The organism is Leisingera sp. ANG-Vp (genome assembly GCF_000813725.1).
Taxonomy (GTDB): Bacteria; Pseudomonadota; Alphaproteobacteria; order Rhodobacterales; family Rhodobacteraceae; genus Leisingera.
The window spans coordinates 1-10233 of sequence record NZ_JWLD01000069.1; the positions used below are offsets into that span (position 1 = coordinate 1).

Sequence of the window (10233 nt, forward strand, 5' to 3'; positions counted from 1 at the left end):
GGCTGGTTCGGCTTCAACGGCGGCTCGCAGCTGGCAGCAGACGGCGGCGCGGCAATGGCGCTGACCGTGACCCATATCTCCGCCGCCACCGCCTCGCTCACCTGGGCGATGTGGGAGAAAATCAAATACGGCAAGGCCTCGCTGGTCGGTCTGGTCACCGGCACCATTGCAGGCCTCGCCTCGATCACCCCGGCCTCTGGCTTTGTCGGCCCGATGGAGGCGCTGATCATCGGTGCCGTGGCCGGCGTGCTGTGCCAGGAGATGGTCAACCTGGTGCGCAACAAGATGCAGATCGACGACACCCTGGATGTCTTTGCCGTGCACGGCGTCGGCGGCATCTTCGGCACCATCATGATCGCCGTCTTCGGCGCCGGTGCCTGGGCTGCGCAGCTGGGCGCGCTGGTGATCGTCGGCATCTTCACCGTGGTGGTGACCATCGCGCTGGTGAAGATCTCCGCTTTGATCACATCCCTGCGCGTGGATCTTGAAAGCGAGACCAACGGCCTCGATCTGTCTGTTCACGGTGAGCGTGCATACGACATGAACAGCTGACCCCGGCTATGACGGATGCCACCACTCACGGCAGAAGGTGCATATTCCGCACCGGGCGGGTCCCTTCGGGGACCCGCTTTTCGTATCAGGCCAAGGGAGACAGCAGCCAGGCCTGCTCCAGTGCGTTGCAGCGTTCGCCGATCCGGCCGTCGGCGGGGCGTTCCTCGGCCAGGGTGATCGCATGTGTGCCCTGATAGAGCGTCTGGACAAGACCGCCAGGCACGGAAAACGGCGGCCCCTCCATCAGTGACTGGTCATAGTCAAAGCCGATCAGCAGCTGCCGCGCTGTGCTTGTGGTCCGGTTGAGATGCGCCGCATAAGCCGTTCTATCCCCGGGCTTAACCGCAACCAGCGCAGCCCGGTCATAAACAGCATCCACGGGGCCAGCCTGTGCAGCGGTCAGGGCAAAGAAATCGCCGGCGAACAACGTCAGCGCGCCCGCCTGGTAGCGCAGGAGATCCCCCTGATTCTCAATTTCCGGCTCAAGCCCCTGGCGTGCAAAGACCTGCTCGACAGCGCCTTGGTTGAACTCAGCCCCCGTGACCCGCAGCCCCTGTTTCAAAAGCCAGTCCAGATCCAGCGCCTTGCCGCAAAGCGGGACAAAGACGGATTGGCCTGCTTCCAAGCCCAGCCTGGAAAAGTGTTTCGTCAGCAGCGTATTGGGCGCCGGCTCATGGAAACCGATGCGGTTCTCGCGCCAGCGTGCCTGCCAGAATTCCTGCTCCATCGCGGGTCGTTCCTTCCGTTGGAAAACTCAGTTCCGGGCGGTGATACGACTTAAAGTCCGCTTTAGGTCAAGCGGTTTCCAGCCTGCAGCATCTCAGCCGTACAGATCAGCCGCGCGGCGCTCAAAGGCACGTACGATACGCTGCATCGCCTCGTTGAACACCACACCGATGATCCCCTGCAGCACGGCATTCTTGAACTCGAAATCGACAAAGAAGGAGATGTCGCAGGTGCCATCCTCGCGCGGGGCAAAGGACCAGTTCGACTTCATGTAGCGGAACGGGCCGTCCAGGTACTCGGTGTCGATCTTCTGCTCGCCAGGGAACAGCGTCACCCGGCTGCCGAAGCGTTCGCGGAAGACCTTGAAGGAGATCACCAGATCCGCCTCCATCACCTCAGCCTCGCCCAGCGGCGCGCGGCTGCGGATGCGGGCGGCGGCACACCACGGCAGGAACTTGGGGTATTGCGCAACATCCGCAACCAGATCGTACATCTGCTGTGCCGAATACGGCAGCTGGCGGGTTTCCGAGTGTGTGGGCATCGGCCTGCTGATTTTCTGCTACTATTGTGCAGCGTCATGTCCTATGTACGCGCGGGAAATTCAAGGGGGCAGCCATGTCACAGCGTCCATATGTCATTGATGTGATGATTTCAGCCAAGGCCATTGCGGCCCGGATCGAGGAGCTTTGCGCCGAGATCCACCGCGAATTCGGCGATACCGACAAACTGGTCGTCGTGGGTCTGTTGCGCGGCAGTTTTGTCTTCATCGCCGATCTGGTGCGCGAGCTGGACCTGCCGATCGAGGTCGATTTCCTGGAAGCCTCCTCTTACGGCGACTCGATGGAAAGCAGCCGGGAAGTGCGCATTCTCAAAGACTTGCGCGGCGCCATTGAAGGGCGGGACGTGCTGGTGGTGGAAGACATCGTCGACACCGGCCACACGCTGAACCATGTGGTGAACCTGCTGAAGAGCCGTGAGCCTGCGCGGCTGAAATCCATTGCGCTCTTGGACAAGCCGTCGCGGCGCGAGGTGGATTTCCGGGCCGACTGGATCGGCTTCGAGATCCCGGATGAATTTGTTGTCGGCTACGGAATCGACTACGCGCAGCGCAACCGCAACCTGCCGCACATCGGCAAAGTGCGGTTTACGGACGAAGGCTGATACGGTCTGAAACTGGAGGCGGCACGCGTGCACCGTCTGTGCACCGGCAGAGCCGCCTTTGACGCCTGTGGACCGAAAAGCCACAGATTGAAGATACTTGCACCGCTCCAGGCAACCGGCGCCAGTCCGCCGGTTCCGGCTTGAAACAGGCGCTTTCCGGCGCACCGGATTTGCCATTTCCTGACGCCTGCTCCATGTGATTCAAAAGCGCAGCGCTCACAGGAGAACCGCGATGCAGAAAAGCCTGATGCTGGCCGCGGCGGCGGCCATGACCCTTACTCTTGCCCCGGCAGCCAGCCATGCCGGGCCGCCGAAATGGGCGCCGGGCCATAAGAACAGCGCCGCCCACTACGCGCCCGGACAGGTGAAAAAGCGCCACCGCAGCAAACACGGGCACAGCCACGGCCATATCCAGGGCAGCGATTGGGTTTATGTGGATGATTACCACCGCTGGGGCTTGCAACCGCCGCGCCACGGGCACCGCTATGTGCGCCAGGGCGACAAGATTTTTGAGGTGGTCAAGGATACGCTGGCAATCATCGGCGCGGTAGCTGTGGTGGATGCGCTGCTGAACTGAAGTTCAGCCTAATAGATCGCTGAGGACCTGCCTGAAAATCCCGGCCCCGACCGGGATGGCAGCATCGGGGAAATCATAGTCCGGGTTGTGCAGCTGCGGCTGGTCCTCGCCAGAGCCGAGCCAGAACATCGCCGCTTTCGCGCCTTTGCCAAACTGGCCAAAGTCCTCAGACCAGCGCTGAGGCCTGTCCTGCATCTGCATCGGATAGCCCGCCGTTTCGCCTGCGGCTTTCAGAGCATCCGCCGCTTCAGGGTGGTTGGTACAGGCTTCAAAGACGTCGTCGAACCCGATGGAAAACGTCAGGCCGTCTGCGGCACAGGCCTGTTCCACCAAAGCCGCCGCTCCCGCAATCAGCTGCTCCATGCGCGTGTCTGTAACAGTGCGCAAGGTTGCCCAGACCTCGCCATACCCAGGCGCGATACCAAAGGTTGCCTCGCCAAGCTGCGTATGGGTCACCGTGACCAAAGCAAATTCCGGCCCCAGATCCCCCCCGCTGGCCAAGCCTGCCAGCCCAGTCAGAAGCCGGGAAATGGCACCGGCAGGCGACACCCCGTCCTGCGGCGCGGCAGCGTGGGAGGTTTTGCCGGTCAGCTTGATCCGCATCCCGCGCGATGCGCAATTGGCGGGACCGGCACAAAGCGCCACCTGCCCCACCGGGAGTCCCGGGAGATTGTGCAGCGAGAAAGCGTAATCCGGCGCAATCTGATCATAGGCTGGATCAGCAATCACTGCCGGGGCGCCCTTGCCGGTTTCCTCGGCAGGCTGAAACAGCAGCACAACGCGGCCCCGGGCTGGCCGTTGCGCAGCCAGTTCCTCAGCCAGAGCGGCCACCATCGTCATATGGCCGTCATGGCCGCAGAGATGGCCACGCCCCGCATGGGTGGAGCGGTAAGGCTGATCCGAGAGTTCCTCGATCGGCAGGCCGTCCAGCTCGCAGCGGATCAGCACCGCGGGGCCTTCTGCCCTGCCCTCATAGACGGCAGCAACGCCATGACCGCCCAGGCCTGTCAGCAGCTGATCGGGCTCGTGCAAACGCAGGTAGTCCGCCACCATGGCGGCGGTCTTTTCCTCAGCACCTGAAACCTCAGGGATCCGGTGCAGGGCGTGGCGCAGCGCGGTAAGCCGCGCCAGACGCTCGGGCGTCATGCCAGGCCGAGTTTCTTGTTGCGCGCCTCGCGAAGGCGGGCGAAATCATCGCCGGCGTGATACGAGGAACGCGTCAGCGGTGTTGCCGAAACCATCAGGAAACCCTTGCCATAGGCGGCTTTCTCGTAGGTTTTGAACTCCTCGGGCGTCACAAAGCGGTCCACCGCGTGGTGCTTGGGCGTCGGCTGCAGGTACTGGCCAATGGTCAGGAAGTCGACGTCGGCAGCGCGCATGTCGTCCATCACCTGCTTCACCGCCTGCGCGTCTTCGCCCAGGCCGACCATGATGCCGGATTTGGTGAACATCGAGGGGTCCAGCTCCTTCACCCGCTGCAGCAGGCGCAGGGAATGGAAGTAGCGCGCACCGGCGCGGACCTCCGGGTAAAGCCCTGGCACAGTTTCCAGGTTGTGGTTGAAGACGTCGGGGCGCGCTTCGACCACGGTTTCCAGAACCGACGGGTCGCACTTCAGAAAATCCGGGGTCAGGATTTCGATGGTGGTGCCCGGCGAACGGTGGCGCACCGCGCGGATGGTCTGGGCAAAATGCTCAGCGCCGCCGTCTTCGATGTCATCGCGGTCGACCGAGGTGATCACCACGTGGTTCAGCCCCAGCTTCTGCACCGCGTCCGCCACCCGGCCGGGTTCGAACACGTCCAGCGCCTCTGGCGGCTTGCCGGTGGCGATGTTGCAGAAGGAACAGGCGCGGGTGCAGACCTCGCCCATGATCATCATGGTGGCGTGGCCCTGGCTCCAGCATTCGCCGACGTTGGGGCAGCCGGCCTCCTCGCAGACAGTGGTCAGCTTGTGCTCGCGCATGATCTTGTGCGTATCCGCATACCCCTGACCGCCCGGCGCCTTGACCCGGATCCAGCTTGGCTTCTTCGGCTGAGCGTTATCGGGACGGTGCGCCTTTTCCGGGTGGCGCTGCTCGGGGATTTTCAGGTCTCGCACGTGGTTTTTCCCTTCCGGCATCTCACTTGGCCAAGGTGTAACATAGCTTTCCGCGGTTGACACCCGGCTATCAGCAACCCTGCCTTGCTGCCTTGTCATGGCTCATACCGCAATTTTCTGCCGTTTTCCTTTGCCAAAATGCCGCTGCGGAACACATAGTTTACCTGTGCAAAGCGAAAGCGCCGTTAACACGTTCAGGGAGGGACCCATGGCCAAGGAGCTGGAGAAGTTCAAAGCGGAACATAAGAAACTGGCGGCAGGCACCAAGAAATACACCTCTGCCGAAGGCGAAAAGCTCAAGAAACGCGTTGGCATTTCGCTGGGCAACGCCTGGGAGGGCGAGGATTACTTCCGCGAAAGCCTGGCCAAGGCGCGCAAGGACGGCGTCGAATCCAAGAAGATGGCCGACCTGCAGAAAAACAAGCATTTCAAGGACGGGCTGACCACCTGGAACAAGGCGGTGGACGTTCACCAGGAAGAACTCAATGCCATGCTCGGCTTCTGCAAGGAGGCGCAGGCGCATCTGGTTAAGATCCAGAAACTGGCTGCTGACATCGAGAAGGACCTGAAAAAGCGCTCCAAGTCATCCGCCTCCAAGAAAGACATCGAAAGCCTGCGCGACACCCTTGCCAAGGAATCTGCCGAGGTGAAGAAGGCGGTTCAGTATGAGGGCAAGCTGAACGCAGCCCAGAAATTCTATGCCGCGAATTTCCAGAAGACGGTCAACAAGATCCTGAAGGAAAGCGATGACAGCCACGACAAGAAGCTGGATTCAACCGAGCTGCCGCAGCTGCTGGTGGACCGGAACCTGAAGAAATACACCAACCGGGTGGGCGCCTTGGTGAAAGCGATCAATGGCCATTGCGTTGCGGCCATTGAGAAGGCCGGAGAAGATCTGAAGGCCGCTGCGCCGGACCTGAAGGCCGCAGCAGCGAAGTTCAAGGATCTGAAAAAGATCAATGACCAGTATCAGAGCGTGAAGAAGAAATTCCCGGGGGCCATCAATGACTCCAAGGACAAGAAAAAGCTGCTGGCAACGCTGAAACGGTTCAATGACCTGACCGCAGCCGCGGAGCGCAAGGTCCGCGGCACCACGGTAACGATCAAGAAAGCCGCAGCCTAGATTTTCGCCCTCACTCCATTGGGATAAGACAGCAGCCGTCTGCCGCGTTCTTCCGGTCCGGCGGCGCTTTTACGCTGCCCGCTGCGGCGTTTGTGCAGAACCTTCAAAACATGCTCACGAAATTGTTGAAGCCCACTTAGAATCATTTTAAGCCTGCGCGCCGAAAGACATTCCACCTTCAGGAGCATCCCGAAATGAAAGCTGGCGTTAAGCTGCCCGACGTGACCTTCCACACTCGCGTCCGCGACGAGTCGATCGAAGGCCCGAACCCCTTCCGCTGGGAAGACAAGACCACCGCAGACTACTTTGCAGGCAAGCGCGTTGTGCTGTTCTCGCTGCCGGGCGCCTTCACCCCGACCTGCTCCACCTACCAGCTGCCGGGCTATGAAAAAGGCTTTGGCGACTTCAAGGCCGAAGGCATCGACGCGATCTACTGCATGTCGGTGAACGACAGCTTCGTGATGAACGCCTGGGCGCGCGCTCAGGAGCTGGAAAACGTGGACGTTATCCCGGACGGCTCCGGTGAATTCACCCGCAAAATGGGCATGCTGGTCGCCAAGGACAACCTGGGCTTCGGCAACCGCTCCTGGCGCTATGCAGCCATCATCAACAACGGTGTTGTTGAAGCATGGTTCGAAGAGCCGGGCCTCTCGGACAACCACGGCGAAGACCCCTATGGCGTCTCCTCCCCGGAAACCGTTCTGGCGCATCTGAAAGAAGCCAAGGCCGAAGTCCCCGCCTAAGGCGCTGCCGGATAAAGATTTTCTGCGGGCCCGCTAAAAGCGGGCCCGTTTTGTTTGCAGCCGTCAAACGGTTGTCAGCCGATCAGCTCAGCCTCATGAGCGCTGGATTCGCCGTAGTATTCGGACAGATGCTGCAAAGCGATGCGCAGCACCACCTTGCCTGAACGCGCCGGCCAGCCAAGGTTGCGTTCAGCGGTTTCCAGCCCCTCCAGGTGGCAGCAGCAGCGCAAGGCGATATCGCTAAGCCCTGCCCCCAGAGTCTTCAAGGCCTCGGTCATGCGCTGACGCGCTGCAGCACCGGCTTCCTGGCTATTGCTGCGCATAGCGCGGCAGGGCTGGGTGAAATGCAGCTTTTCCTCCATCAGATGGCTGCTGATCTGTGCCAGCTCAAAGTCCTCGCGAAGACGCTTTCCAGCACTGACCATGCCCTGGGTCAGGAACGGGTTGCCGTCCTTGTCGGACAGCCGTGCCAGCATTTCCAGCGGCGTTTCCGCGCTGCCGTAGCGGGTCTTGCGCCCATAGCCGGATTTATCCGCGGGCTCCGGCGCCATGAACGGCGCTTGCGCCTCTGCAAATCCGCCTTCCAGCCGCGCCCGAGCACGGTTTTCCTGATCGGCAATGATCTTGTTCAGCGCCGCCCGCCCGGCCGGGGTAATGCTGTAGCGGCTGATCCGGCCGCGGCGGGCACAGGAAATCCAGCCGGTAAGGGCCATTGCGCCCGCCAGAGGCCGCGATACAGAAATTTTCTGCCCGGCGCCCTCTTCGCCTTCGCGCACCACCACAGCCATTTCCATGCCTTCCGCCGCTGCCAGAACCGCGCCGCCTCGGCTCAGCAAGGTCAGCACACCTGCCGCCTCCCGTTCAAATCCAGCCGATAGACTGCGTCCGGCGCTCCTGGCGGCAGACGGCTCCGCGGCACCTGGGCCGGTATTGTAGCTGCCAGCCAGATAGGTCAGCACCTCGTCAATCAGCGGGTCGTCCCGCAAGGTTTCAACCCGCCGTACCTGCCGGAGAATGGTCGATGGGTGGCACCCCGCTTTACGCGCCAGCTGCCGGATCGGCCGCCCTGCCTCAGTGTGCTGAAGATAGCGGCATGTCTCTCGCGGCACCCAGTCAGGCAAGGGTGAGAACGGTTTTTCTTGCATGTTTCATGACCCCCGGTCGTCAGTCGGACCCACCCGTCGGCTGCACACATCCCCCCGCAAAGTCCTTCACAATCACCCGACTGATTTTGAACAAAAATTCAGATCAAGCGCCATTGTTTCCAGAAAATGAATAATCATCACGAAACGTACCGTTCGCCGGTAGCGGCACATCCGCAACACCACGTTTGGTTGTGTTATAGCAAACCCCTCTTGGAGAATGGAAAGGAGAGGACAATGCAGGATGTATTCAGCCGGCTGACGTTACTCCGGCGCCCGCGGATTCTAGCGCGGGCCGCCCGTCTTGGAGCGCAGAACTATTGCCGCCAGCGCGATTTGCGCCGTGTTCTGGGATACGGAGCGCTCCCTCGGCCGGGAGCTGCGGCAATGCGGCTCCTGGACATTGAAAGCGGCCTGAACGAGGCCCGAAAGGCAGGCGAAGCGGGATATTCGATGGTGCGGCATGTGGATGTTCTGATCGCACTGGCCGGGGAAGCCGCCTATTTGCAGAGCAGCCGCACGCCGGACGCAAAAACGGCGGCCCGTATGGACCGCCGCTCTGCAGTGGCAGAAGGCACTGCCCTCTGCCAGTGAACTTTTACCGGACAGCTTACATGAAAGCGTCGGGCATAGAGGCCTTTTTCTCGGCCACATACTCGTCCAGCGCCATCTTGATGTTCGGATCCAGCGCCGGCTGTTCGTAGGTGGCCAGCAGCTGCTCGACACGGTTGGTTGCCAGAGCATAGGTATCGCGCGCGCCTTCCTCTTCCCACTGCTCGAACGGCTTGTAGTCGAGCAGATCGGACTTCCAGAAGGCAGACTTGAAGTTGGCCTGCGTGTGGGCGCAGCCCAGATAGTGGCCGCCGGGGCCCACTTCCCGGATGGCTTCCATCGCCTGGCCGTTCTCGTCGACCGCAACACCCTTGGCGAGGCCGTGCAATGCGCCCAGCTGGTCGGCGTCCATCACGAACTTTTCGAAGTCGGCAACCAGGCCGCCCTCGAGCCAGCCGCAGGAGTGCAGCATGAAGTTCACGCCGGACATCAGGCCCATGTTGAGCGAGTTGGCGGTTTCATAGGCTGCCTGCGCATCGGGCAGCTTGGAGCCGCAGAAGGAGCCGGCCGAACGGAACGGAACGCCCAGGCGGCGGGCCAGCTGGCCTGCACCGTAGGTGACCAGCGAGGCTTCCGGAGTACCAAAGGTCGGCGCGCCGGAGTTCATGTCGATCGAGGACACGAAGGCGCCGAAGATTGCGGGCGCGCCGGGGCGGACCAGCTGGTTGTAGGCGATGCCGGCCAGAACTTCGGCCAGAACCTGGGTCAGGGTGCCCGCAACCGACACCGGCGCCATAGCGCCGCCAACGATGAACGGCGAGATGATGCAGGCCTGGTTGTTCTTGGCGTAGACTTCCAGCGAGCCCATCATCACGTCGTCGAAGGTCATCGGCGAGTTGATGTTGGTCAGCGAGGTCATCACGGTGTTGTTCTGCACGAACTCCTTGCCGAACAGGATGCCGGCCATGTCGACCGAGTCCTGGGCGCGGCTGGGTTCGGTCACCGAGCCCATGAACGGCTTGTCGCTGAGGGTCATGTGGGCCATCAGCATGTCCAGGTGGCGCTTGTTCACCGGGATGTCAGTGGGCTCGCAGACGGTGCCGCCCGAGTGGTGCAGCCACTTGGACATGTATGCCAGTTTCACGAACTTGTTGAAGTCGTCCATGGTGGCATAGCGGCGGCCGCCGTTGGCGTCGCGCACAAACGGCGGGCCATAGACAGGCGCCAGCACCAGGTTGCGGCCGCCGATAACCACCGATTTCTCGGGGTTGCGGGCATGCTGGGTGAACTCTGCGGGTGCGGTCGAGCACAGCTTCCGGGCCAGGCCGCGGGGGATGCGCACACGCTCGCCGTTCACGTCGGCACCGGCTTCGCGCCAGCGCTCCAGCGCCGCCGGGTTGTCCACGAAGTTGACGCCGACCTCTTCCAGGATGGTGTCTGCGTTGTATTCGATGATCTCGAGCGCTTCTTCATTCAGAATTTCGAAGTTCGGAATGTTGCGCTGGATGTACTTCGCGGTCTCGATCTTGACGCTGGTGCGTTCAGCGCGGCGGGCGGCGCC

Annotated in this window: 12 protein-coding genes; 6 read left to right on the top strand and 6 right to left on the bottom strand. The window is 61.8% G+C overall.

The window, feature by feature from the left end; genetic code table 11:
• Window positions 1-552 (top strand): ammonium transporter (locus tag RA20_RS20250; protein WP_039132932.1); only part of this gene is annotated, 552 nt, incomplete at its 5' end.
• 85 nt (window positions 553-637) lie between these two features.
• Here the strand turns inward: RA20_RS20250 and tmpT are convergent.
• Together tmpT and RA20_RS20260 are read right to left on the bottom strand one after the other, a co-directional pair.
• On the bottom strand, window positions 638-1279 hold the full coding sequence (gene tmpT / locus RA20_RS20255) for a thiopurine S-methyltransferase (protein WP_039132934.1): 642 nt from the start codon (window positions 1277-1279) through the stop codon (window positions 638-640).
• Between the two features lie 93 nt (window positions 1280-1372).
• A complete protein-coding gene (locus tag RA20_RS20260; RefSeq protein WP_039132936.1) occupies window positions 1373-1819 on the bottom strand; it encodes a type II toxin-antitoxin system RatA family toxin in 447 nt (148 codons plus the stop codon).
• A 74-nt stretch (window positions 1820-1893) separates the two neighbouring features.
• Between RA20_RS20260 and hpt the strand changes: the two genes are divergently transcribed.
• Window positions 1894-2439 carry a hypoxanthine phosphoribosyltransferase gene (hpt, locus tag RA20_RS20265; RefSeq protein ID WP_039132938.1) on the top strand — a complete coding sequence of 182 codons (546 nt, stop codon included), beginning with the start codon at window positions 1894-1896 and terminating at the stop codon, window positions 2437-2439.
• 232 nt (window positions 2440-2671) lie between these two features.
• Window positions 2672-3016 carry an RcnB family protein gene (locus RA20_RS20270; protein ID WP_193748887.1) on the top strand — a complete coding sequence of 115 codons (345 nt, stop codon included), beginning with the start codon at window positions 2672-2674 and terminating at the stop codon, window positions 3014-3016.
• A gap of 3 nt (window positions 3017-3019) precedes the next feature.
• Here the strand turns inward: RA20_RS20270 and RA20_RS20275 are convergent, their stop codons facing one another.
• Window positions 3020-4162 (bottom strand): amidohydrolase, encoded by a 1143-nt coding sequence (locus RA20_RS20275; RefSeq protein ID WP_039132939.1) that lies wholly within the window; start codon window positions 4160-4162, stop codon window positions 3020-3022.
• Window positions 4159-5112: a lipoyl synthase gene (gene lipA / locus RA20_RS20280; protein WP_039132961.1), complete on the bottom strand. Its 954-nt coding sequence runs from the start codon at window positions 5110-5112 to the stop codon at window positions 4159-4161. The genes RA20_RS20275 and lipA overlap by 4 nt, the downstream gene beginning before the upstream one ends.
• Window positions 5113-5320: 208 nt before the next feature.
• Here lipA and RA20_RS20285 point away from each other — a divergent pair, with 208 nt between their 5' ends.
• Both RA20_RS20285 and RA20_RS20290 read left to right on the top strand, forming a co-directional pair.
• Window positions 5321-6235, top strand: coding sequence for a hypothetical protein (locus RA20_RS20285; protein ID WP_039132946.1), 915 nt, complete (start codon window positions 5321-5323; stop codon window positions 6233-6235).
• Between the two features lie 194 nt (window positions 6236-6429).
• On the top strand, window positions 6430-6978 hold the full coding sequence (locus RA20_RS20290) for a peroxiredoxin (RefSeq protein ID WP_039132948.1): 549 nt from the start codon (window positions 6430-6432) through the stop codon (window positions 6976-6978).
• Window positions 6979-7052: 74 nt separating this feature from the next.
• Here the strand turns inward: RA20_RS20290 and RA20_RS20295 are convergent, their stop codons facing one another.
• Complete coding sequence (locus RA20_RS20295) at window positions 7053-8123, bottom strand: DUF6456 domain-containing protein (protein WP_039132951.1); 1071 nt, start codon at window positions 8121-8123, stop codon at window positions 7053-7055.
• 234 nt (window positions 8124-8357) lie between these two features.
• On the opposite strand from RA20_RS20295, the gene RA20_RS20300 reads away from it, so the two are divergent.
• Window positions 8358-8714: a DUF6477 family protein gene (locus RA20_RS20300; RefSeq protein ID WP_039132953.1), complete on the top strand. Its 357-nt coding sequence runs from the start codon at window positions 8358-8360 to the stop codon at window positions 8712-8714.
• Window positions 8715-8730: 16 nt separating this feature from the next.
• Here RA20_RS20300 and RA20_RS20305 read toward each other — a convergent pair.
• Window positions 8731-10233, bottom strand: a 1503-nt coding sequence (locus RA20_RS20305) for a trimethylamine methyltransferase family protein (RefSeq protein WP_039132956.1), incomplete at its 5' end; no start/stop codon positions are given.

Coding starts and splice junctions, on each gene's coding strand:
- tmpT (WP_039132934.1), bottom strand. CDS start 1,279: ATGGAGCAGGAATTCTGGCAGGCACGCTGGCGCGAGAACCGCATCGGT.
- RA20_RS20260 (WP_039132936.1), bottom strand. CDS start 1,819: ATGCCCACACACTCGGAAACCCGCCAGCTGCCGTATTCGGCACAGCAG.
- hpt (WP_039132938.1), top strand. CDS start 1,894: ATGTCACAGCGTCCATATGTCATTGATGTGATGATTTCAGCCAAGGCC.
- RA20_RS20270 (WP_193748887.1), top strand. CDS start 2,672: ATGCAGAAAAGCCTGATGCTGGCCGCGGCGGCGGCCATGACCCTTACT.
- RA20_RS20275 (WP_039132939.1), bottom strand. CDS start 4,162: ATGACGCCCGAGCGTCTGGCGCGGCTTACCGCGCTGCGCCACGCCCTG.
- RA20_RS20285 (WP_039132946.1), top strand. CDS start 5,321: ATGGCCAAGGAGCTGGAGAAGTTCAAAGCGGAACATAAGAAACTGGCG.
- RA20_RS20290 (WP_039132948.1), top strand. CDS start 6,430: ATGAAAGCTGGCGTTAAGCTGCCCGACGTGACCTTCCACACTCGCGTC.
- RA20_RS20295 (WP_039132951.1), bottom strand. CDS start 8,123: ATGCAAGAAAAACCGTTCTCACCCTTGCCTGACTGGGTGCCGCGAGAG.
- RA20_RS20300 (WP_039132953.1), top strand. CDS start 8,358: ATGCAGGATGTATTCAGCCGGCTGACGTTACTCCGGCGCCCGCGGATT.